Here is a 21,680-nt window from a genome sequence, read left to right on the forward strand (position 1 = left end):
CACATGCGTACCGAACAACCGCAAGTGATCTACCTCAAGGATTACCAGGCGCCCGAGTACCTGATCGACGAGACGCACCTGACCTTCGAGCTGTTCGAGGACCACACCCTGGTTCACGCGCAACTGGTCATGCGCCGCAACCCGGCACGCGGTGCCGGCCTGCCGCCACTGGTGCTCGACGGTCAGCAGCTGGAATTGCTGCGGGCCTCGCTGGACGACCTGGAACTGCAGGCGGGCGACTACCAGCTTGAAGCCGACAGCCTGACGCTGCACCCCAAGGCCGAGCGGTTCACCCTCGACACCAGCGTGAAGATCCACCCCGAGAGCAACACCGCGCTGGAAGGCCTGTACAAGTCGGGCAAGATGTTCTGCACCCAGTGCGAGGCCGAGGGCTTCCGCAAGATCACCTACTACCTCGACCGCCCGGACGTGATGAGCACGTTCACCACCACGGTGATCGCCGAGCAGCATCGCTACCCGGTATTGCTGTCGAACGGCAACCCGATCGGCAGCGGGCCGGCCGAAGACGGCCGCCACTGGGCGACCTGGGAAGACCCGTTCATGAAGCCGGCGTACCTGTTCGCCCTGGTGGCCGGCGACCTGTGGTGCGTAGAGGACACCTTCACCCGCCAGTCCGGCCGTGACGTGATCCTGCGCATCTATGTTGAACCCGAGAACATCGACAAGTGCGACCACGCCATGGTCAGCCTGAAGAAGTCCATGCGTTGGGACGAAGAAGTCTATGGCCGTGAATACGACCTGGACATCTTCATGATCGTCGCGGTAAACGACTTCAATATGGGCGCCATGGAAAACAAGGGCCTGAACATCTTCAACTCCAGCTGTGTGCTGGCCCGTGCCGAGACCGCCACCGATGCCGCGCACCAGCGCGTCGAAGGCGTGGTCGCCCACGAGTACTTCCACAACTGGTCGGGCAACCGTGTCACTTGCCGTGACTGGTTCCAGCTGTCGCTCAAAGAAGGCTTCACGGTATTCCGCGATGCCGAGTTCAGCGCCGACATGAACTCGCGCACGGTCAAGCGCATCGAAGACGTCGCCTACCTGCGCACCCACCAGTTCGCCGAAGACGCCGGCCCCATGGCCCACCCGGTGCGCCCGGACAGCTTCATCGAAATTTCCAACTTCTACACCCTGACCGTGTACGAGAAGGGCGCCGAAGTGGTGCGCATGGTGCGAACCTTGCTGGGTGCCGAAGGCTTCCGCAAGGGCAGCGACCTGTACTTCGAACGCCACGACGGCCAGGCGGTGACCACCGACGACTTCATCAAGGCCATGGAGGATGCCAACGGCGTCGATTTCACCCAGTTCAAACGCTGGTACAGCCAGGCCGGCACCCCGCGCCTGGAGGTCAGCGAAGCTTATGACGCCGCTGCGCAGACCTACAGCCTGACGTTCCGCCAGAGCTGCCCGCAAACCCCGGACAAGGCTGAAAAACTGCCGTTCGTGGTCCCGGTGGAGCTGGGCCTGCTGGACGCCGCAGGCAACGACCTGCCGCTGCAACTGGCCGGTGAAGCGACGGCGCAGGGCACCAGCCGCGTGCTGTCGGTGACCGAAGCCGAGCAGACTTTCACCTTCCAGCGCATCCAGGCCAAACCGCTGCCATCGCTGCTGCGTGGCTTCAGCGCCCCGGTGAAGCTGAGCTTCCCCTACGACCGCGACCAGCTGATGTTCCTGATGCAGCACGACAGCGACGGCTTCAACCGCTGGGAAGCGGGCCAGCAGTTGTCGGTGCAGGTGTTGCAGGAGCTGATCGGCCAGCATCAGCGCGGCGAAGCGCTGAAGCTCGACCAGCGCCTGATCACCGCCCTGGACACCGTGCTCGGCAACGAGTCGCTGGACCCGGCCATGGTTGCCGAAATGCTCTCGCTGCCGGGTGAGGCCTACCTCACCGAGATCAGCCAGGTGGCCGATGTGGACGCCATCCACGCCGCCCGCGAATTCGCCCGCCAGCAGATCGCCGAGCAACTGTTCGACGCCCTGTGGGCGCGCTATCAGGCCAACCGAGAAGTGTCGCGCAGCACCGAGTATGTGGCGTCTGCCGAGCACTTTGCCCGCCGCAGCTTGCAGAACATCGCCCTGTCGTACTTGATGCAGAGCGGCAAGCCGCAGGTGCTGGAAGCGACCCTGGAGCAGTTCGAGCACTGCGACAACATGACCGAGCGCCTGACCGCGCTGGCAGTATTGGTCAACTCGCCGTTCGAAGCCGAGCGTGCCAAGGCGCTGGAAGCCTTTGCCGAGCACTTCAAGGACAACCCGCTGGTCATGGACCAGTGGTTCAGCGTGCAGGCGGCAAGCGCCTTGCCGGGCGGGCTGGCGCGGGTCAAGGCGCTGATGCAGCACCCGGCGTTCACCTTGAAGAACCCGAACAAGGTGCGTGCGCTGATCGGTGCTTTTGCCGGTCAGAACCTGGTCAACTTCCATGCGGCCGATGGCTCGGGGTATCGCTTCCTGGCGGACCTGGTGATCGAGCTGAATGCACTGAACCCGCAGATTGCTTCGCGCCAACTGGCGCCGCTGACCCGCTGGCGCAAGTATGACGAGGCGCGCCAGGCCCTGATGAAAGGTGAGTTGGAGCGGATTCTCGCTTCTGGTGAGCTGTCCAGTGATGTGTATGAGGTTGTGAGCAAGAGCCTGGCTTAAGGGCCAAGGGGGCTGCGCAGCAGCCCCCTGCATTCCCGGATAACAAAACATAACACCCCGCCCGTTGTATTCCCGCAAACATCCCCGCTACGATCCCCTCAAGCTATTGCAGGCCTCTAGATCAGGCTTTTCGCAGTACCTGCAATGCATTGACCCACCAACAAGAACACAACAGGGGGCAGTCATGAGGGAACAGCTACAGGCGCCAGCCAGGCGTGGTGCCTGGCCATGGGCGGCCAGCGCAGTGCTGGCACTGGCATTGGGGGTGTGGGCCGACAGTGCCCAGGCCGCCGGGGCCGACGAATATTCCACCGAATCGGCCAAGGCCAGCCAAAGCCTGTTGATCGGCGCCACCCATGCTGGCAAGCGCCTGGTGGTGGTGGGTGATCGTGGCCATATCCTGTTCTCCGATGACCAGGGCAGCACCTGGACCCAAGCCCGTGTACCGACCCGGCAACTGCTCACGGCGGTGTACTTCCTCGACGACAAGCGTGGTTGGGCAGTCGGCCATGACGCGCAGATCCTCGCCAGCAGCGACGGCGGCGCGACCTGGAGCAAGCAATACGAAGACCTCGCCCGTGAAGCCCCCTTGCTCGATGTCACCTTCCTCGACGCCCAGCACGGCTTTGCCGTGGGGGCCTACGGCGCCTTGCTGGAAACCACCGACGGTGGCCAGCACTGGCAAGACGTGGCCGAGCGGCTGGACAACCCCGACCAGTTGCACCTGAACGGCATCGCTCGGGTGCGCGAAGCCGGCCTGTTCATCGTCGGCGAGCAGGGCGGCATGTTCCGCTCCGCCGACAACGGCCAGACGTGGGCCAAGGTACAGGGCCCCTACGAGGGCTCGCTGTTCGGCGTGATCGGTACCGCCAAACCGCAAACACTGCTGGCCTACGGCCTGCGCGGCAACCTGTTCCGCTCCAGCGACTTCGGTGACAGCTGGCAGCCGATCGAACTCAAGGCCGCACGCGGTAACCTCGAATTCGGCCTGGCAGGCGCTACGCTTGTCGATGATGGCAGCCTGGTGCTGGTCGGCAATGGCGGCAGTGTGTTGCGCAGCACCGATGATGGGCAAACCTTCAGCGTGTACAACCGTGCCGACCGCATCGCCCTGGCCGGCGTCAGTGGCTTGGCCAACGGCGGCCTGCTGTTGGTGGGGCAGGGTGGCGTACACCTGGCTGATGCCCAGGGCGCCGAGGGGGTGAGCCGATGACCAGCAGGGAGAGCATTACCATGCACCCGCATCACCAGGACAAGGCCACGCTGCTTGAACGCCTGATCTTCAACAATCGCCCCGTGGTCATCGCCCTGTGCGTGCTGGTCAGCATTTTCCTGTTCTGGCAGGCCACGCAGATTCGCCCGTCCACCAGCTTCGAGAAGATGATCCCGCTGCAGCACCCGTTCATCGAGCAGATGATGGAGCACCGCAACGACCTGGCCAACCTGGGCAACACCGTGCGCATCTCGGTGGAAGCGGTGAACGGCGATATCTTCGACAAGGACTACATGGAGACCCTGCGCCAGGTCCATGACGAAGTGTTCTACATCCCCGGTGTCGACCGTGCCGGGCTGAAGTCGCTGTGGAGCCCCAGTGTGCGCTGGAGCGAGGTCACCGAAGAGGGCTTCTCCGGTGGCGAGGTAATCCCCAACACCTACAACGGCTCGCAGGACAGCCTCGACACCCTGCGTGACAACGTGCTCAAGTCCGGCCAGGTGGGGCGCCTGGTGGGCAACAACTTCAAGTCCAGCATCGTCGATGTACCGCTGCTGGAAAGCTATCCCGACCCGCAAGACCCAGGCAAACAGGTGAAACTGGACTACCAACAGTTCTCGCACCTGCTTGAAGAGAAGGTCCGCGACAAGTTCCAGGCACAAAACCCCAATGTGAAAATTCACATCGTCGGCTTCGCCAAGAAGGTCGGTGACCTGATCGATGGCCTGGTGATGGTGGCGATGTTCTTCGGCGTCGCGCTGGCCATCACTTGGGTACTGCTGTACTGGTTCACCTGGTGTATCCGCAGCACCATCGCCGTGCTCATCACCACCCTGGTGGCGGTGGTCTGGCAGCTGGGGCTGATGCATGCGGTGGGCTTTGGCCTGGACCCGTACTCGATGCTGGTGCCGTTCCTGATCTTCGCCATTGGTATTTCCCACGGGGTGCAGAAGATCAACGGTATTGCCTTGCAGTCGAGTGACGCCGACAACGCCCTGACCGCGGCACGGCGTACCTTCCGCCAGCTGTTCCTGCCGGGGATGATCGCTATCCTTGCCGACGCGGTGGGCTTCATCACCTTGCTGATCATCGACATCGGGGTGATTCGCGAGCTGGCCATCGGCGCCTCCATTGGCGTGGCGGTGATCGTGTTCACCAACCTGATCCTGTTGCCGGTGGCCATTTCCTACGTTGGCATCAGCAAGAAGGCCATCGAGCGCAGCAAGAAGGACGCGACGCGCGAGCACCCGTTCTGGCGGCTGTTGTCGAACTTTGCCAGTGCCAAGGTGGCGCCGGTTTCGGTGCTGTTGGCACTGGTCGCCTTCGCCGGTGGCCTGTGGTACAGCCAGAACCTGAAGATCGGCGACCTCGACCAGGGCGCGCCGGAGTTGCGCCCTGACTCACGCTACAACCAGGACAACAACTTCATCATCAGCAACTACTCGACCAGCTCCGACGTGCTGGTGATCATGGTCAAGACCCCGTCGGAGAAGTGTTCTGTCCACTCGACCATGGCACCGATCGACGAGCTGATGTGGACCATGCAGAACACGCCGGGCGTGCAGTCGGCTATTTCCCTGGTGACCGTGTCCAAGCAGGTGATCAAGGGCATGAACGAGGGCAGCCTGAAATGGGAAACCCTGTCGCGTAACCCGGACATCCTCAACAACTCCATTGCTCGTGCCGACGGCCTGTACAACGGCGACTGCTCACTGGCACCCGTGCTGGTGTTCCTCAACGACCACAAGGCTGAAACCCTGGAGCGGGTTACCGCCGTGGCCAAGGCGTTTGCCGACAGCCACAACAAGGAGGGCCTGCAATTCTTGCTGGCAGCGGGCAACGCCGGGATCGAGGCTGCGACCAACGAAGTGATCAAGTCAGCCGAGTTGACCATCCTGATCCTGGTGTACATCTGCGTGGCAGTGATGTGTCTGATCACCTTCCGCTCGTTCGCCGCCACGCTGTGCATCGTGCTGCCGCTGGTGCTGACGTCGGTGTTGGGCAACGCACTGATGGCCTACATGGGCATCGGGGTGAAGGTGGCGACCTTGCCGGTGGTGGCGCTGGGTGTGGGAATTGGCGTGGACTACGGTATCTACATCTACAGCCGCCTGGAAAGCTTCCTGCGCGCCGGCTTGCCGTTGCAGGAAGCGTACTACCAGACCCTGCGTTCGACCGGTAAAGCGGTGTTGTTCACCGGTTTGTGCCTGGCCATCGGCGTGTGCACCTGGATTTTCTCGGCGATCAAATTCCAGGCGGACATGGGCTTGATGCTGACCTTCATGCTGCTGTGGAACATGTTTGGCGCGCTTTGGCTGCTGCCGGCCCTGGCGCGGTTCCTCATCAAGCCTGAAAAAATGGTGGGCAAGGAGGGTGGGTCGATTTTCGCCCATTAAATGGCAGGGGGCCGCTTTGCGGCCCCAGGTTATAATGCCGCCACTTCTTCCACAGGTACCCCCATGTCCCCCCTCGCCAACGCCCTGCAGTCCTGCGACATGCTCCTCATCGACGGCCTGCACGCCTTCGACTTCACCGCCGATGAGTCCGGCCTTACCATCGAATGCATGGACGGCCGCCAACTGCGCCGCTGGTCATTCACCCCCGAGCAAGTCGCCGGCGCCGTTGCCACCGGCGATGAGTGGCAACTCAACGATGCCAACGGCGCGCATCGGCTAGTCTGTATGAGTGCCTTTCGCGCCCCGGATGAAGACCAAGATGAACCGGACCTGGACGAGCCTGCTGACCGCTAGCCTGATGAGCCTGACAATCAATGCCCACGCCGCCACCTTGCTGGTGGGCAGCTACACCGATGGCGCCAGCCAGGGTATCTACCGCTACCAGTTCGATGAAAAGGCCGGCCACATCGACCCCACACCGCAACAAGTGGTGAAGAGCGTCAGCCCTTCATGGCTGGTGCTGTCGGCCGACCAGCGCCTGCTGTTCGCGGTCAATGAAACCCAGGGTGGGCATGCCAGTAGTTTCAGCGTCAGTGCCAAGGGTGAGATCAAGCCGCTCAACCAGGTGGCCACCCAAGGTGACGAACCGACTCACGCCAGCCTCAGCCGTGACCAGCGTTACCTGTTTGTGGCCAACTACGCGGTCAAGCCCGACCCCGGCGGCAGCCTGGTGGTGATCCCGGTGGCCAAGGACGGCAAGCTCAAGGCCGTGGTGCAACAGGCCCGGCACAAGGCAAGTGGGGTCAACCCCGAGCGTCAGGCCGGTGCCCACGTGCATTCACTGGTGCTGTCGCCCGATGGCCAGCATGTGTATGCCTGCGACCTGGGTGCAGACAAGGTGTTCATCTACCGCTACGACGGTGCCAGTGTGGACAAGCCGTTGAGCCCGGCAATCCCGGCCTCGGTGGACTTGCCGCCAGGTAGCGGGCCGCGTCACCTGCTGTTCGACGCCAAGGGCCGGCATGCCTACCTGACGCTGGAAATGAGTGGCGAAGTGGTGATGTTCGATGTCAAGGACGATGCCTTGCTCGAGCGCCAGCGCTTGCCGCTGGCCGAACAGCAGGACCCTGCGGCCAAGGCGGCGGGAGGCTTGCACCTGTCGGCAGATGGGCGCTTCCTGTACGTGAGCAATCGCGGAACGGCCAACGAAATCGTTGTGTTCAGTGTGGGCAAGGACGATGGCCAGTTGGCGTTTCTGCAACGTCGCTCGGTGGAAGGTGATCATCCCCGTGAGTTTGCCCTGGACCCCAGTGACAACTTCCTGCTGGTGGCCAACCAGAAGAGCAACCAGATCGTGGTGATGCGCCGCGATCCGCGCAGTGGCAAGCTGCTGGAGACGGTGCAGACACTGAAGCAGGAAGCACCTTCGGACCTGAAGTTCATCGAGTGATATCGATCGGCGTGATAATCGATACTGCTGCAATGAATTTTTGCGTTCGGCGTCGGCGGCGTAAGTTTGACCCAAGGCCCAAACGGGCCACTGTCAAACCACCGCCGTCGAGGTCAGCCCAGATGAACTTCAATCTCTTCCCGGTCATTGCCGCATCCGCCATTTCCGCATCGGTCGTACTGCCAGCGCACGCCCATGCCGACAGCAGCGGCAAGGCTTCTGCTACCCACAGTTACACCGAGCAGTACCTGCGCCAGAGTGCCAATTTCCATGCGGCCCTCAGTGGCAAGCACAACCACTGATGCCAAGCCTCACGCGTACCCTGTGGGAGCGGGTTTACCCGCGAACAAGGGCGAAGCCCTTGCCATGCACCGCGCGACCTGCTTCGCGGGTAAATCCGCTCCCACAGGGCTCCGCGTAAAGTCGAAAGCTGATTACTTGGCCATTACCGACTTAAAAAGCTCCGAAGCCAGCCACCCCTCCAGCCAGCTCCGCACTTGCGGATAAGCCGCCTCGGCGAACCACTGCGGTTCGACCCCGGCAAACTGGCGCATCAGGGGTAGCAACGCGGCATCGGCGAGGCTTGGGTGATCGGCCAGCAAATAGGCTCGCCCCGTCAGCAGGCCTTCGAGTTCCGCCAACCAGGCTTCGGCCTGTTGGCGGTAATGCTCGCGGGGATACGCCGGGTAACGCTCGGCATACTTGTACAGGTTCACCTGCGCCTTGAACGTAGTGTCGTTGCGCGCAATCAGGGCTTCAGCGTGCTGCGCCGCCGCAGGGTCTGCCTGCAGTTGCCAATCCTGCGGGTCATTTTGCGCCAGCGCCCAGCGCATGATGTCCAGGCTCTCTTCCAGCACTCCGGCACCGGTATCCAGCACCGGCACCGTGCCTTTGGGCGACAAGGCCAGCAATTCTGCCGGCTTGTTCTTCATCGCCACCTCGCGTACTTCCACCGCGCAGCCGGCGTAGCGCAGGGCCAGGCGCGCGCGCATGGCCCAGGGGCAGCGGCGGAACGAGTAGAGGATCACCCACACACCTCCACGTCACTCAGGCCATTACCCTGGCGCCGCACCTGGATCTGCACCGGGATGCGCTCGTGCATTTCCTGCACGTGGGAAATCACCGCCACCTTGCGGCCTTGGGCCTGCAAGCCGTCGAGGGCGTCCATGGCAAGTTGCAACGACTCGGGGTCGAGGCTGCCGAAGCCTTCGTCGATGAACAGCGATTCGATGCGCAGGGTGCTGGAGGCCATTGACGCCAGGCCCAGGGCCAGGGCCAGCGATACCAGGAAGGTTTCCCCGCCCGACAACGAGTGCACCGAACGCAGTTCGTCGCCCATCTCGGTATCCAGTACCAGCAGGCCCAGGGCACTGCCGCCGCGCTTGAGGCGGTAGCGGCGGGCCAGCTGGCGTAGCTGGGCGTTGGCGTGGTGCAGCAGCAGGTCGAGGTTGTAGCCTTGGGCAATCTTGCGGAACACGTCGCCCGAAGCCGAACCGATCAGGTCATTCAGGCGACCCCAGCGTTGCCATTGCTGGCGAGCCTCATCGATTTCTGCCGCCAGTGCTTGGTGGGCCTGCTGCCGGCGCTGGTCGTCGGCCTGCAGCGCGCGCAATTCTGCGCACTGTTGCTCGTGCAGGGTCAGGCGCTCGCGTAGCTCGGTCAGGGCTTGCTCCAGGGCTTCGACCGAGGTGTCCACGGTCATTTGCGCGGCGTGCTGCTGCAGGCGCTGCTCACGTTCCTGCAGCAGCACCCGGCCTTGTTCGATGGCCTTTTCAGCGTTTTGCAGGCGCTGGCGCAGTTCATTCACCTGGGCATCATCCATGCCCAGCAGGCGGTCCAGCCCGGCGTCATCCAGTTCCGGGTGCTCGCTGCGCCATTGGGCGATCTGGCCCTGCAACTGCTGGCATTCGCTGGTCAGCGCCTGTTGCTGCTGGGCATTGGCCTTGAGCTCGCTGGCCAGTTGTACGCCCTGGGTGCGCAGTTCCTGCAGGCGCTGGGCGGTGTCGGCGTCAAGGGCACGGGCTTGCTCCAGCGCGGTGTCCATGTGCTGTTGCCAGGCTTCGGCGCTGGCATGTTCGCCGAGCAGCTCGCCGAGCGAGGCCTGGGCTTGCTGGCGTTGCTCGTCGAGGGTAGCCAGCTTTTGTTGCAACTGCTGCTGGCCTTGCACGCGCGCCTGTTGTTGGTCGCGCAGTTTGTCCAGCTGGGTTTGGCGGGCTTGCTGTTCTTCCTGTTCGTCCTTGCGCTGTTCCAGGTGTTGCCGGCGCAGGGCAATTTGCTGGTCAAGGGCCAGGAAGGCATTGGCCGGGTCTTCGTTCAGGGCCTTGAGGGCTTCCTCGGGCAGAACCCCGGCCAGGTCGCTCAGGCCTTGCTGCAACTGCTGCTCATCGTTGGCCAGGGCCTGGTGCTGTTGCTCCAGGTGGCGCTGGGCCTGCTGCTGGGCGTCGTGGGCGGCCTGCAGTTGCTGGTTGAGGCGGGCGGCGTCTTTTTGTAGGGCTAGCAGGACTTTTTGGCGCTTCTCGTCCTGGCCGATGTGTTCGTCCAGGCGCCGCAGTTGGCTGTCGAGCCAGGTGCTACGGGCGATGTCGTCCTGCGGGGCGAGGGCAGGCCACAGGCTGTGCGCCTGTACCTGGGCCACTATTGGCTGCAGCTGTTCGCTCAGGTGTTGCTGTTGCTGCTGGTAGTCCTTGAGTTGAGCATTGACCACACCCAGCTGGGTACGAAGCTCCACCAGTTTGCTGTTGAGGCTTTCGACCTGTTTCTGGGCGGCGTCTTCTTCGGCCTGGTCATGGCGGCCCAGGCTCTGCAGCAGCGCTTCGGGCTGATGGAACGGGTGTTCGGCGCTGCCGCATACCGGGCAGGGTTCGCCGTCGCGCAATTGGCCACGCAGTTCTTCGACGCTGGTGTTGCGTGCCAGGCGCTGGCGCTCCAGCAACTGGCGGGTGAGGGTGAGCGCCTGTTCGGCGGCCTCCAGCTCGGCCTTGGCGGCGGTGCCCTCGGTAATCAGCTGCTGGCGCTGCTGCATGGCCTGCTGCTGCCGTTCGCGCGCGGCGTCCAACTGCTGGCGCAGCTCCCGTTCACGGGCGTGCAGGCGCGACAGTTCCTCGACGGCGCGCTGCTGCTTGCGGTTGTCCTGCAGCATGCCGCCCAGCAGGTCGATCTGCTCGGCAAGGGCCTGTGGTTCGGCCTTGGCCTCGCGGAACAGCAGGTCGTAGGCGTCACGCTCGGCCTGCAAGTGTGCATTGGCCTGGCTGGCCAGGGCCTGCAGGCCGGGCAGCTCGTCGCGGCCTTTGCTCAGGCGGCCGCCTATCAGCATCACCTGTTTAAGTTGCGGCAAGTAGGCGTGCCAGGCATCGGCCAGGCCCGCCAGGTGCTGACTGTCGGCAAGCGCGGTGTCGATCTGTGCCAGTTGCTGCAGGCTGCGCTGCTGATTGTCTTCCAACTGCTGCAGCTGCTGCTGGCCGTCAGCGACTTGCTGTTCAGCCTGTTGGTTGCTGCTGCGCTGGGCGGCCAGCTCCTGGTCCAGGCGGGCCAGGTTGTCCTGGGCGGCAAAGGCCTGGCGCAGGCGTGGGGTGTTTTCGCCATGCTGGGCCTGGCGATCGGCCAGCGCTTGGCGGGCAGCGTTCAGCGCCTGTTCCAGCTCGTGGGTACGCACCTGCAGTGCGTCTTGCTGCTGTTGCAGCTCGGCAATTTTCGCGGCCACTGGCGCCAGTTGTGCGCTGAGTGCCTGTTGGCGATGAAATTGGTGACGTTGTGGCGCCAGGCGCTCCAGGCGTACCAAGTCCAGGCGGGGTTCGGCCAGCAACTGCCAGCCCTGTTCAGCGGCCTGCAGTGCGGTGCCGGCTTCGACGTGCTGGGCTTGCAGCTGGCGTTGCTCATTCAGCCAGCTGCGTTGCTGCTCAAGTTGGCGCTCGCCGGTTTGGTCGGCCTTGAACTGTTGCTGCGCCTGCTCCAGGCGTTGGTCGAGCTCGGTACGGGCTTCGACGGCCATCGGCAACAAGTGGCTGGCGCGGTCATTCAGGGCTTTGTGCGCCTCGCCGGCTTCACGCGCCTTGCTGAAGGCGCGCTGGCCCAGGCGGGTGTAGATGGCGGTGTTGGTGAGCTTTTCCAGCAGTTCGCTGCGCTCTTTGTCGTCGGCCTTGAGGAACGCGCCGAACTCGCTCTGGGCCAGCATCACTGCACGGGTGAACTGCTCGAAGTTCAGGCCCAGACTGGCCTCGACCAGTGGTTTGAACTCGTTCTTGGCGCTGGCCAGTACTTGCTCGCTGTCGAGATCGTAGAGGCTCTGGCGGCTAAGTTGCAGTTTGCCGTTGGCTTTGTCGCGGGCGCGGTTGGCTTCCCAGCGGGCACGGTAGCGGCGGCCATCGATGCCGACGAAATCGACCTCGGCAAAACCGCTGCCGGTGCCACGGCGCAGCAGGTTGCGCGGGTCTGACGTGGGGATTTCGCCGTCGGCATCCGGCACCTTGGCCTCTCGGCCGATGTCATTGAGCCGTGGCACGGTGCCAAACAACGCCAGGCACAAGGCGTCGAGCAGGGTGCTCTTGCCGGCACCGGTCGGCCCGGTGATTGCGAACAGGCCCGCGCTGGCCAAGGGTTCTGCGGTGAAGTCAATTTCGACCGGGCCGGCCAGTGATGCCAGGTTCTTCAGGCGGATGGCGAGAATCTTCATGGCTGTTCCTCTTCCTGCTGCACGTCCTGCAACAGCAGGGCGAAGTCGGCCAGCGCCTGCTCGTCGGCGGGGTTGCCGTAGGCTTGCTCCCAGGCACGGCTGAACAGATCTTGCGGGGTCATCTGGGCCAGTTCGACAAAGGCCAAGTCGTCATCTTCGGCGTTGGTGCGGCCAGCGTATTCGGCGCTGATGCGGATCAGCCGTACCGCCTTACCCTCCAGCGCAGTTTCGATTTGCTGGCGCAGGTCGGGTTGCGGCTCGTCCAGAACAACCCGCACTTCCAGCCAAGGTTGGCGGTTGGGGTCTTCGAGCAGGTCGATCACCGGCAGGTCGGCCAGTTGCTGCAGCAGCTCGCCCAACGGCGCCGGGCCCACCCGTTGCAGGGCTACCGCGCGCGGTACCGGGCGCGGTTCGACGCTGACCAGGCCAGCGCCGTCCAGCTCCACTTCCAGCACCTGGTGTGGGTAGTTGATTTCGGCGAACGACAGCGGAATCGGCGAGCCGCTGTAGCGAATACGCTCTTCGCGGTTGACCTTCTGCGGTTTGTGCAGGTGGCCCAGGGCAACGTAGCTGATGGCCTTGTCGAACAGCTTGGCCGGCAGCGCCTCGGCATTGCCGATGATCAGGCTGCGTTCGGAGTCTTCCGACACGGATCCACCGGCCATGTGTGCATGGCTGATGGCGATCAGCGCCTGGTCTTTCTTGCGCTTTTTTTGCGCGGCGGCGATCAGTTGCTGGTGCACCTGGGTGATGCCTTGCAGGTAGTCGTCACCCAGGTGCGGGCCGGTCACTTCAGCCGGGCGCAGGAAAGGCAGGGCCAGGCACCAGGCAGCGACCTTGCCACGGCCGTTGGTCAGCGGAATCAGCAGCCGCTCGGCATCCAGCTGGCCCTCGTCCAGCCAGTGCACACGGCCCAGGGCATGGGTGCGCAGGCGCCGCATGAGCGCGGCGGGCAGTTCGATGCGCGAGCCCGAATCGTGGTTGCCGGCGATCATCACGATGTCCAGCTTGGGCTGTTGCTCGTGGGCCTGGACGATGAAGTCGTAGAGGCGTTCCTGGGCTTTGACCGGCGGGTTGACCGTGTCGAAGATATCGCCGGCGATCAGCAGCGCATCGGGTTGACGCAGGTGCAGCTGGCCGAGCAGCCAGTCGAGGAAGCAGGCGTGTTCGAAGTCGCGTTCCTGGCCGTGCAGGCTTTGGCCCAGGTGCCAGTCGGAGGTATGAAACAGACGCATGGATGACCTGTTGGTGTCGAATCGGGCAAGCGGGGGAAGGGCGGTATGGTAACCCAAGCGTGGGGCCGCTGTGCGGCCCAATCGCGACACAAGGCCGCGGCTACATGGGCCGCGCTCGCCTGGCATTTTTGTCAGTTGCCTTGCCGTTGTTCATGGCTGAAAAAATTGTGCTCGAGCAGTCTGCAACTGGCTCACTTGAATGAGGCTGGGCAATGGCAACATTGACGCAGGTCTACACGGCATACGGGTACTCCGATTGGCCATCGAATAGCACGGTACTTGGTTTCAATGGTGAGCGGCTGGCCGTCGAGTTGGCGAGTTACCTGTTGGGCAATGGGTATCGGGCGTTCAGCCCGGTTCTGATGCGCTTCTGGTCGCCGGACAGCTTCAGCCCTTTCGGTGAGGGTGGCTTCAATAGCTATGCGTATTGTTCGAATGACCCACTCAACAGGTGCGATCCAAGCGGGCGCACAGGCGATGCATTCATTAGAGGTGTCCCTACAAGGCGTGCTTTCCGAAAACCGTTAAACCCCGCGTGGACAAGTCAGGCGCTGAAGGTTGAGTTCAATAAGCTAGGGGAGCAGATGACTAAAAGAAAAATTGCGAGCGATGGGCAAGCGAATAACAGGCTGCACAACAAGCAGTTAGCCATTGTAAAAGTTTTAGCGGCTACTGAATCTCAACATCTTGTCAAAGCGAATAAGCGGGTTCTGGATCTGCCGGTTACATCGGATACACCGATGATCAACGCATTGTTGAATACGACTGATCCTTTTCCGCCAATGCTGCGTAGTACCACGACTGTTACAAAATCAGTTGTCGACTTGGGTATGGAGTTGCGCGAAAGTAGCAACACCCAGTCTCGCTAGAGTGATGCGCTGTTCATTGTAGGAGCGGCCTTGTGTCGCGAAAGGGCCGCAAGCGGCCCCGGCAATCTTGCGATGATGCGAAGGTCCTGGAGGGGCGCTTCGCACCCCATCGCGACACAAGGCCGCTCCCACAGGGATCGTGCAGGCAGCGCGTTACTTGGGATAAAGCGGCGGCAAGGTGCCGGTCTCACCCGCCGGCAACAGCACCTGCTCGGCCGGCGGAATCGTCCCGATCGCCCGCCACAAATCCTCCCCCTGCCAATATTGGCCACTCTCGCTGTACAACGCCCCGTTCAACCCATCCAGCGCATCCGACAACGGCACGAAGCGCGCCGCCATCTCGGCCAGGGTTTCCGGCTGTTGCCGGGCCCAGGCATCCAGCGCCTGGCGCGTGGCCTGTGGGTCGTTGGCCTGGCACGCGCGCTTGAGGTCATCCAGCAGGGTACGCGGGCTTGGCCCGTTCTGCGCGGCACGCAGCACCGCAGGCCGCGAGCGGGCGCGCCACCACAGGGCAAAGCCCAGCACGGTGGTCAGGGCGAACAGCAGTGTGGCTAGCTGCCAAGGCCACAGCAGGGTACTGGCGTTGCTGTTTTCGCCCACCGGGGTGTCGGCGCTCAGCGCCGGGTTGTCCTGCACGTTCAAGGTGCGCGCTGGCAAACTGCTGTGTTCCAAGTGGTCTTCGCGGGTGTTCCACCAGGCCACCTCCAGCGCCGGTAAGGCCAACGTGCCGGCGTGGGTGGGCACCAGGGCTTCGCGCTCTTCGCGGTTGGCGGTCATGCCGCGTTCGTTGATTTCGTTGCGCAACAGCGGCTGGTCGGGGTAGCGGCGCAGGCCGATGATCTCCGTGGCCGGCAGCGGCGGCAGTTGGGTGCTGGACAAGCCTTCGGCACGCAAGGTGATGTTGCGCGTCAGTGAGTCGCCAATTTGCACCTTCTGGCTGCCGGGGTCGGGGTTCCAGTGCTCTTCCAGGGTCAGGTTGCGCGCTGGCAGCCACGGCACGCCGGCGGGCCAGGCGGCCGGAACAGGCCGAACAGTGAGGCGCAACGGCAGCGAGCTGACCTGTACCTGGCGGCCGGCGCGGGCGGTGCCGTTGGCCTGTGGCGCCTCGTCGTTGCTGGCGGCGGCCGTGGCGGTGAACGTCAGTGGCGGGATGTCGAGGCTGCCGCTTTGCTGGGCGTACACTGCATAGCGGGTTTCGATCACGCCGTGACGCACGCCGTTGATTTCCTTTTCATAGGTGCGCGATTCGCCCAGTGGCTCGACCTTGGCGTTCTCCAGTTGCAGCGGGGTCAGGCTGCTGTCGTCGTACAGGGCTACCGAGTGGTAGATGCGCAGGGTGAGCACGGCCTGTGCCTGGACATAGACGTCGTTGCTGTCGAGGGTGGCCTCGATGAACACCTGTGAGGCGCTGTCCGGGCGGCTGGCATCGGCTTGCAGCACTTGCAGTTCGATGGCCTGGCTGTGCGACTGGCCCAGTTGCAGCTCGGGAATGCGCAGGCTGCCGCTGCGCCGTGGCAGCAGGGTGATGATCCAGCGGGTACTGGCGCGGGTTTCGCCGTCGAGGGTATGCAAGCTGTTCAGCTGGCGCGTGCCGCGCACTTCGAAGTCACCTTCCAGGGCGCGTAGGTCGGGCTTGCCGAACTGGGTAACGTCCTGGCTTTCCAGGGTCAGTTCCAGGCTTTCGCCGGCCTCCAGGCGAGTGCGGTCGACGCTGGCTTGCAGCAGCGGTTCGGCCTGAGCCAGAACGGCCCATAGCAGGGTGAGGAGAAAGACGCCGAAGCGACTCATCGTGGGTTTTCCTGATGCAATTGCTGTTCATACCAGAACTTGCGCCGCAGCAGCTCCGCCGGGTTGTCGGGGATTTCCCGCAGCCATTGTTCCAGGGCCTGGCGCTGTTCGGTATCGAGGTTGGTGGACACCGGGCGCTGTGGCGGCTGGATGACGCTGTCGTCCCCCCCGGCCTGGTTGCCGGGTGCGGCTTGGTTGTTGCTGCTGCTTTCGCCGGCTTGTTCGGCGTTGGCTTCCTGGTCGTTGCCGGGTGTGCCTTGGGCTGGGCTGCCAGCCGAGCTGCTGTTGCCTTCGGTTTCGCTGCCAGGTGTGCCTTGGGCATCACTGCTGGGCGGTTGTTCCTCGGCCTTGGCTTCACGCTGCTGCAGCAGTTGTTGCACCAGTGCCTGGTTGTCCAGCGCGGCTTGCAGGTCGGGCTGACGCTCCAAAGCTTGCTCGTAGGCGTCCAGGGCGGCTTCCAGTTCGCCGCTGTGGGCCAGGGCATTGCCTCGATTGTAGTGGGCGGCTGCGGTGTCGCCTTGGGAAAATGCTTCGGCGGCTCCGGCATAGTCGCCGGACTGGTACAAGGCCATGCCGCGCCATTGCGAGTCCTGGAAGTGGCGCGCAGCGCTGGCCGGGCGATTTTGCTCCAGCAGCCGCAGGCCTTGCTGGTCGGGGCGCAGCCACAGGTCGTTGAATTCGAAAGCCTGGCTGGGCTGCGGCAAGGCCAGCAGCAGAGGCAGGCAGAACAGCCAGCCGCGCCGGCCGGCACAGGCGGCTAGCAGCAGCAATGGGATCAGCAGCCAGTAACCCTGGTCGGCCCAGCTGTCCAGCTGCAGGGTCTGGCCGTCATTGCGCCCGACCCGTGGGTTGTCGAACAGGCCCAGTCCGCGCAGGTCGAGGTCGTCTATACGGGCATGCCTGTAGCGCCCGCCGGTGCCGCTGATAAAGCTTTTGAGGCTGGCGCTGTCCAGACGTGGCAGGAGGATGCCGCCCTGGTCGTCCTTGAGGTATTCGCCATTGGCCTGGCGCACGGGGGCGCCTTCTCGACTGCCGATGCCCAGCATCAGCAGGCTTGGGCCTTGGCGGCCGAGGGCCTGGGCAATGCCCTGGCGCTCTGGCGCGCTGAGGGCCGAGGCGATCAGCAGCAGGCGGCCTTGTCCGAGCCCGCTCTGGGCCAGCAGCGCCAGGCCTTTTTGCACGGCCAGGTCGGCGCGTTGGCCGGGTTTGGGCATGATCGATGGGTCGATGGCCTCGAGCAAGTTGCGGGTGGTGGCCAGGTCGTCGGACAGCGGCACCAGGGTGTGCGCGGACCCGGCATACACCACCAGCGCCGTCTGGCTGTCGCGGCGGTGTTCAAGCAGGTCGAGGATTTTGCGCCGGGCCTGTTCCAGGCGGTTGGGCGGGCTGTCTTCGGCGAGCATCTGCGGGGTCAGTTCGAGCAGGATCACCAGTGGGTCGGCCGGCCGTTGGCGGCTTTCTTCCACGCGCTGCCAGCTGGGCCCGAGCAAGGCCAGGATCACCAGCGCCCAGGCCAGGCCCAGGGCTATCCACGGCAATTTGCTGGTGCTGCCGCTGCCACCGCCCAGCAATACGCCATGGAAGGCGGGCGGCAAAATCATCTGCCAGCGCCCGGCGCGTTTGCGCCGGTGCCACAGCTTGTACAGCAGCCAGCCGAGCAGGGGCACCGCCAGCAACCAGAGCGGACGCAGCCATTGCGGCCATAGGTCGATCATCGCCGCCTCCTCAAGCGCAGGCGCTTCAAACGCTGGCGCCATTCGGGGTGCGGCTGCAGGAAACGCGGCTTGCGCAGCAGGCGTTGCAGCAGGTTGTCGGGCCACTGCACGGCCACTACCAGTAGCACGCTGAGCAGCAGCGCCAGGGCCAATGGCCAGGCGTACAGGGCCTGAGCAGTGCGGGCTTGGGTCGGTTGCTGGGCCACCGGCTCCAGCTGGTCGAGGGTGTCGCCGATGGCGTCCAGCTCGGCGCCGTCATGGGCGCGGAAGTAGGCACCGTGGGTGATGTCGGCAATTTCCTTGAGGGCGGCTTCGTCCAGGTCCAGGCTCGGGTTGAGGCCGAGCAGGCCGGGGGTGCCACTGGCTTCGGGGTTGGCGCCGATACCGATGGTGTAGATGCGTACCCCTTCCTGGGCCGCCAGGCGGGCGGCGGTCAGTGGGTGGATCTGCCCGCCGTTGTTGGCACCGTCGGTGATCAGTACCAGCACTCGGCTTTGAGCCGGGCGTTGGCGCAGGCGTTTGACCGCCAGGCCAATGGCGTCGCCGATGGCGGTGTTCTTGCCGGCGATACCGATTTGCGCTTCGTCGAGGAAGGTGCGCACGGTGCGTCGGTCGAAGGTGAGCGGCGCCTGCAAGTACGCCTGGCTGCCGAACAGGATCAGCCCCACGCGGTCGCCTTCACGGTCTTGCAGAAAATCGCCCATCAGCGCTTTGACCAGGTCGAGGCGGCTGATGTCTTCGTTTTTCCACTGCATGTCGGGGAAGTCCATCGACCCGGACACGTCCACCGCTACCAGCAGGTCGCGGCCGCTGGCGGCCACTGGCACCGGTTCGCCCAGCCATTGCGGGCGAGCAGCAGCGCACAGCAGCAGCAGCCAGATGACGACGAACGGCGCCTGCTGGCGCCAGGTTGGCAGGTTAAGCCGCGCACGGCGCCCGGCCAGGCCTTCCAGTTCACTGAGGAAGCCTACCTTGAGTACCGGCTCGCCACTGTCGGCGGCCGGCAGCAGCAGGCGCGCCAGCCAAGGCAGCGGCAACAGGGCGAAGACCCACGGCCAGGCCAGTTCAAACATGCTTGCGGATCCAGGTTTCGACGGCTTGGCTGAGCCCGGCAATGGCCTTGTCGTCGAGTTTGCACTCGGGTTTGTAGGCGCCTTCGACCAGTACCATCCAGCGGGTCAGGCCGGCGGCCGGGCAACGGTTGTCGAGAAATGCCAGCCACTGGCGGCCGTTGAGCGTGTGGCTATTGGCGCCTGGGTAGTGGTTGCGGCACAGGCGCTTGAGCAGGGCGTTGATCTGTTGCAGCCAGGCGCCCGCCGGGGCGCCGTCGTACGGGCGTGGCAGGCGGGCCAGCTCGGCCAGGGCTTCCACGCGCACCGGGTCCAGAGGTTGCTCGGCGCGCACGATGCGGCGCTTGCCCGGGCGCCAGCGACGCAGCCGCCACAGGCCCCAGCCCAGCAGCGGTAACACGGCCAGTAGCAGCCACCAGCCCGGTGCCGGTGGCCACAGGCTGATCGGTGCCGGAGCGATCAGCGGGTGCAATTGATCGAGCGGGTTCATGACGCGCTCCGTGGGCGCTGGGCGTTCAGGTACTCGCGCAGTTGCTCGATCATTTCGCTTTGCGTGCTCAGTGGCATCAGTATCACCCGCAGCTTTTGCGCCAGCACCTCCCAGCGCTCGATGCGTGCTTCGGCCTGTTGGCGGTAGGCCTGGCGAAGGTTGGCGTCGAGGGTGTCCAGCTCCAGCTGGGCGCTGCGCTGGGCGAAGCGCAGCAGGCCGGCGGCGGGCAGGGCATGGTCGAGCGGGTCGGACACCGGCAACAACAGCAGGTCGCAATGCCGCGAGAGCATGGCCAGGTGCTGTTCCACCTGGGCGCTGAGCGAGCGTTCGTCGCAGATCACGATGGCCAGGCTGCCGGGGCGCAGCACTTCGCGGGCACGGCGCAGGGCCAGGCCGAGGCTGTCGGCCCCGGGCGTGGCCTCGGTGTGCAGCGACTGGTTGACCTTGGCCAGGCGATTGAGCAATTGCAGCAGGCTTTGTTTGCTGCGCCGGGGTTTGATTTCGTGGTGTTCGTTGTCGCCGAACACCAGGCCGCCGATGCGGTCGTTGTGGCCCAGCGCGGCCCAGCCGAACAGTGCGGCGGCCTGGGCCGCCAGCACCGATTTGAACATCAGCCCCGAACCGAAGAACAGCCGCTGGCTTTGTTCGACGAGGATGAAGATTGGCCGCTCGCGCTCTTCGTGGAACAGCTTGGTGTGCGGTTCCTGGGTACGTGCAGTGACCCGCCAGTCGATGTTGCGCACATCATCGCCGGCCTGGTACACGCGCACCTGGTCGAAGTCCACGCCGCGCCCACGCAGCTTGGAATGGTGCAGGCCCACCAGCGGGCTGCGCTGGCCGGGCTTGGAAAACAGCTGGATTTCGCGCACGCGGTGGCGCATGTCGATCAGCTCGGCAAGGCCGATGCGGATGCCAGGTTCGGTCAGCTGCGCAGTGGGCATGGGCTCAGGCAACGGCGACGACGTCGAGGATGCGCTGGACCACGCGGTCCTGGTCGATCCCTGCCGCCTCGGCCTCGAACGAGAGGATGATGCGGTGGCGCAGCACGTCGAACAGCACGGCCTGGATGTCCTCGGGGCTGACGAAGTCGCGCCCGGCCAGCCAGGCGTGGGCACGCGCGCAACGGTCCAGCGAAATGGAACCGCGCGGGCTGGCGCCGTAGGCGATCCAGTCGGCAAGTTCCGTGTCGAACTTGGCCGGGGTGCGGGTGGCCATGACCAACTGCACCAGGTATTCCTCCACCGCATCGGCCATGTACAGGCCAAGGATTTCCTTGCGCGCGGCAAAGATGGCCTGTTGGCTGACCCGGCGCTCGGGCTTGGTCTCGCCGCCCAGGGCTTCGCCACGGGCCTGCGCCAGGATGCGCCGTTCTACCGCTGCGTCGGGGAAGCCGATTTTTACGTGCATCAGGAAGCGGTCGAGCTGGGCTTCGGGCAGCGGGTAGGTGCCTTCCTGCTCGATCGGGTTCTGCGTGGCCATGACCAGGAACAGTGGCGACAGGTCGTAAGTGCTGCGGCCCACGCTGACCTGGCGCTCGGCCATGGCTTCGAGCAGCGCGGACTGCACCTTGGCCGGGGCACGGTTGATTTCGTCGGCCAGCACCAGGTTATGGAAGATCGGCCCTTGCTGGAACACGAAACTGCCGGTTTCCGGGCGGTAGATTTCTGTGCCGGTGATGTCGGCCGGAAGCAGGTCGGGGGTGAACTGGATGCGATGGAACTGTGCCTCGATGCCTTCGGCGAGTTCTTTGATGGCTTTGGTCTTGGCCAGGCCCGGGGCACCTTCGACCAGCATGTGGCCGTCGGCCAGCAGCACGATCAACAGCCGCTCGACCAGTTTCTCCTGGCCTAGGATCTGGGAAGAAAGAAAGGTGCGCAGCGCGATCAGCGCTTCACGGTGTTCCATCGGCGACGGTTCCTGGTAGGGGGCCTGAGGCGGCTGAAGGCAGCTGCCCTGGCAAGGGCTGATACTTTAATCCATCCGGGGGGCGGCGACTAATGGCGGCGGGTAAATTTATCTTCGCGCTGGGGTGTGCTGCTACAGAAATGTCTTACGTATGGCTGGCCATTGCCTGATGTTCCGCGCCGGTGTGCTGGCGCCTGCTTGTGCTTTTTGGGCAAGCAG

At 64.3% G+C, this 21,680-nt stretch carries 16 protein-coding genes; 7 read left to right on the forward strand and 9 right to left on the reverse strand.

Translation table 11 applies throughout. The features are described from left to right. Positions 1-3: 3 nt before the first annotated feature. The 6 genes from pepN (at position 4) to DM807_RS07930 (ending at position 8,022) form a co-directional block, all read left to right on the forward strand. Positions 4-2,661, forward strand: coding sequence for an aminopeptidase N (gene pepN, locus DM807_RS07905; protein WP_179027236.1), 2,658 nt, complete (start codon positions 4-6; stop codon positions 2,659-2,661). Between the two features lie 184 nt (positions 2,662-2,845). After that, a complete protein-coding gene (locus DM807_RS07910; RefSeq protein WP_179027237.1) occupies positions 2,846-3,874 on the forward strand; it encodes a WD40/YVTN/BNR-like repeat-containing protein in 1,029 nt (342 codons plus the stop codon). Between the two features lie 20 nt (positions 3,875-3,894). Then, positions 3,895-6,270 (forward strand): efflux RND transporter permease subunit, encoded by a 2,376-nt coding sequence (locus DM807_RS07915; RefSeq protein ID WP_041166422.1) that lies wholly within the window; start codon positions 3,895-3,897, stop codon positions 6,268-6,270. A 63-nt stretch (positions 6,271-6,333) separates the two neighbouring features. Next, the gene (locus DM807_RS07920; protein ID WP_060493366.1) at positions 6,334-6,624 is read left to right on the forward strand and encodes a DUF5629 family protein; all 291 of its coding nucleotides are present in this window, start codon (positions 6,334-6,336) and stop codon (positions 6,622-6,624) included. Continuing rightward, the gene (locus DM807_RS07925) at positions 6,590-7,720 is read left to right on the forward strand and encodes a lactonase family protein (RefSeq protein ID WP_226343015.1); all 1,131 of its coding nucleotides are present in this window, start codon (positions 6,590-6,592) and stop codon (positions 7,718-7,720) included. The genes DM807_RS07920 and DM807_RS07925 overlap by 35 nt, the downstream gene beginning before the upstream one ends. A gap of 122 nt (positions 7,721-7,842) precedes the next feature. Further along, positions 7,843-8,022, forward strand: coding sequence for a hypothetical protein (locus DM807_RS07930; RefSeq protein ID WP_012271225.1), 180 nt, complete (start codon positions 7,843-7,845; stop codon positions 8,020-8,022). Between the two features lie 132 nt (positions 8,023-8,154). Here DM807_RS07930 and DM807_RS07935 read toward each other — a convergent pair whose 3' ends face one another. Genes DM807_RS07935 through DM807_RS07945 form a run of 3 tightly spaced genes read right to left on the reverse strand, consistent with a single transcriptional unit; the run spans position 8,155 to position 13,624 of the window. Then, positions 8,155-8,748 carry a glutathione S-transferase gene (locus DM807_RS07935; protein ID WP_012271226.1) on the reverse strand — a complete coding sequence of 198 codons (594 nt, stop codon included), beginning with the start codon at positions 8,746-8,748 and terminating at the stop codon, positions 8,155-8,157. After that, positions 8,745-12,389: an AAA family ATPase gene (locus DM807_RS07940; RefSeq protein ID WP_179027238.1), complete on the reverse strand. Its 3,645-nt coding sequence runs from the start codon at positions 12,387-12,389 to the stop codon at positions 8,745-8,747. The genes DM807_RS07935 and DM807_RS07940 overlap by 4 nt, the downstream gene beginning before the upstream one ends. Further along, positions 12,386-13,624 (reverse strand): exonuclease SbcCD subunit D C-terminal domain-containing protein, encoded by a 1,239-nt coding sequence (locus DM807_RS07945; RefSeq protein ID WP_012271228.1) that lies wholly within the window; start codon positions 13,622-13,624, stop codon positions 12,386-12,388. Before DM807_RS07945 ends, DM807_RS07940 begins: the two co-directional genes overlap by 4 nt. A 212-nt stretch (positions 13,625-13,836) precedes the next feature. On the opposite strand from DM807_RS07945, the gene DM807_RS28070 reads away from it, so the two are divergent. Next, positions 13,837-14,493, forward strand: coding sequence for an RHS repeat-associated core domain-containing protein (locus tag DM807_RS28070; protein WP_179027239.1), 657 nt, complete (start codon positions 13,837-13,839; stop codon positions 14,491-14,493). A gap of 153 nt (positions 14,494-14,646) precedes the next feature. Here DM807_RS28070 and DM807_RS07955 read toward each other — a convergent pair whose 3' ends face one another. The 6 genes from DM807_RS07955 to DM807_RS07980 are packed head-to-tail and all read right to left on the reverse strand — an operon-like array spanning position 14,647 to position 21,461. Beyond that, positions 14,647-16,281 carry a BatD family protein gene (locus DM807_RS07955; protein WP_012271230.1) on the reverse strand — a complete coding sequence of 545 codons (1,635 nt, stop codon included), beginning with the start codon at positions 16,279-16,281 and terminating at the stop codon, positions 14,647-14,649. Further along, on the reverse strand, positions 16,278-17,996 hold the full coding sequence (locus DM807_RS07960) for a vWA domain-containing protein (RefSeq protein ID WP_179027240.1): 1,719 nt from the start codon (positions 17,994-17,996) through the stop codon (positions 16,278-16,280). Before DM807_RS07960 ends, DM807_RS07955 begins: the two co-directional genes overlap by 4 nt. Further along, a complete protein-coding gene (locus tag DM807_RS07965) occupies positions 17,993-19,069 on the reverse strand; it encodes a vWA domain-containing protein (RefSeq protein ID WP_060493346.1) in 1,077 nt (358 codons plus the stop codon). Before DM807_RS07965 ends, DM807_RS07960 begins: the two co-directional genes overlap by 4 nt. Further along, complete coding sequence (locus DM807_RS07970) at positions 19,062-19,556, reverse strand: DUF4381 domain-containing protein (RefSeq protein WP_060493345.1); 495 nt, start codon at positions 19,554-19,556, stop codon at positions 19,062-19,064. Before DM807_RS07970 ends, DM807_RS07965 begins: the two co-directional genes overlap by 8 nt. Next, on the reverse strand, positions 19,553-20,497 hold the full coding sequence (locus tag DM807_RS07975; protein ID WP_012271234.1) for a DUF58 domain-containing protein: 945 nt from the start codon (positions 20,495-20,497) through the stop codon (positions 19,553-19,555). Before DM807_RS07975 ends, DM807_RS07970 begins: the two co-directional genes overlap by 4 nt. 4 nt (positions 20,498-20,501) lie before the next feature. Next, positions 20,502-21,461, reverse strand: a complete 960-nt coding sequence (locus DM807_RS07980; RefSeq protein ID WP_012271235.1) for an AAA family ATPase — start codon at positions 21,459-21,461, stop codon at positions 20,502-20,504. Positions 21,462-21,680 lie beyond the last annotated feature (219 nt).

This window comes from Pseudomonas hunanensis (genome assembly GCF_013393325.1).
In the GTDB taxonomy this organism is placed as follows: domain Bacteria; phylum Pseudomonadota; class Gammaproteobacteria; order Pseudomonadales; family Pseudomonadaceae; genus Aquipseudomonas; species Aquipseudomonas putida_P.

Excerpts from the sequence above, each read along its gene's own strand:
- DM807_RS07940 (WP_179027238.1), bottom strand. The coding sequence starts at position 12,389 with ATGAAGATTCTCGCCATCCGCCTGAAGAACCTGGCATCACTGGCCGGC.
- DM807_RS28070 (WP_179027239.1), top strand. The coding sequence starts at position 13,837 with ATGGCAACATTGACGCAGGTCTACACGGCATACGGGTACTCCGATTGG.
- DM807_RS07980 (WP_012271235.1), bottom strand. The coding sequence starts at position 21,461 with ATGGAACACCGTGAAGCGCTGATCGCGCTGCGCACCTTTCTTTCTTCC.
- DM807_RS07910 (WP_179027237.1), top strand. The coding sequence starts at position 2,846 with ATGAGGGAACAGCTACAGGCGCCAGCCAGGCGTGGTGCCTGGCCATGG.
- DM807_RS07925 (WP_226343015.1), top strand. The coding sequence starts at position 6,590 with ATGAACCGGACCTGGACGAGCCTGCTGACCGCTAGCCTGATGAGCCTG.
- DM807_RS07945 (WP_012271228.1), bottom strand. The coding sequence starts at position 13,624 with ATGCGTCTGTTTCATACCTCCGACTGGCACCTGGGCCAAAGCCTGCAC.
- DM807_RS07955 (WP_012271230.1), bottom strand. The coding sequence starts at position 16,281 with ATGAGTCGCTTCGGCGTCTTTCTCCTCACCCTGCTATGGGCCGTTCTG.
- DM807_RS07930 (WP_012271225.1), top strand. The coding sequence starts at position 7,843 with ATGAACTTCAATCTCTTCCCGGTCATTGCCGCATCCGCCATTTCCGCA.
- pepN (WP_179027236.1), top strand. The coding sequence starts at position 4 with ATGCGTACCGAACAACCGCAAGTGATCTACCTCAAGGATTACCAGGCG.
- DM807_RS07970 (WP_060493345.1), bottom strand. The coding sequence starts at position 19,556 with ATGAACCCGCTCGATCAATTGCACCCGCTGATCGCTCCGGCACCGATC.
- DM807_RS07965 (WP_060493346.1), bottom strand. The coding sequence starts at position 19,069 with ATGTTTGAACTGGCCTGGCCGTGGGTCTTCGCCCTGTTGCCGCTGCCT.
- DM807_RS07920 (WP_060493366.1), top strand. The coding sequence starts at position 6,334 with ATGTCCCCCCTCGCCAACGCCCTGCAGTCCTGCGACATGCTCCTCATC.
- DM807_RS07915 (WP_041166422.1), top strand. The coding sequence starts at position 3,895 with ATGCACCCGCATCACCAGGACAAGGCCACGCTGCTTGAACGCCTGATC.
- DM807_RS07975 (WP_012271234.1), bottom strand. The coding sequence starts at position 20,497 with ATGCCCACTGCGCAGCTGACCGAACCTGGCATCCGCATCGGCCTTGCC.
- DM807_RS07960 (WP_179027240.1), bottom strand. The coding sequence starts at position 17,996 with ATGATCGACCTATGGCCGCAATGGCTGCGTCCGCTCTGGTTGCTGGCG.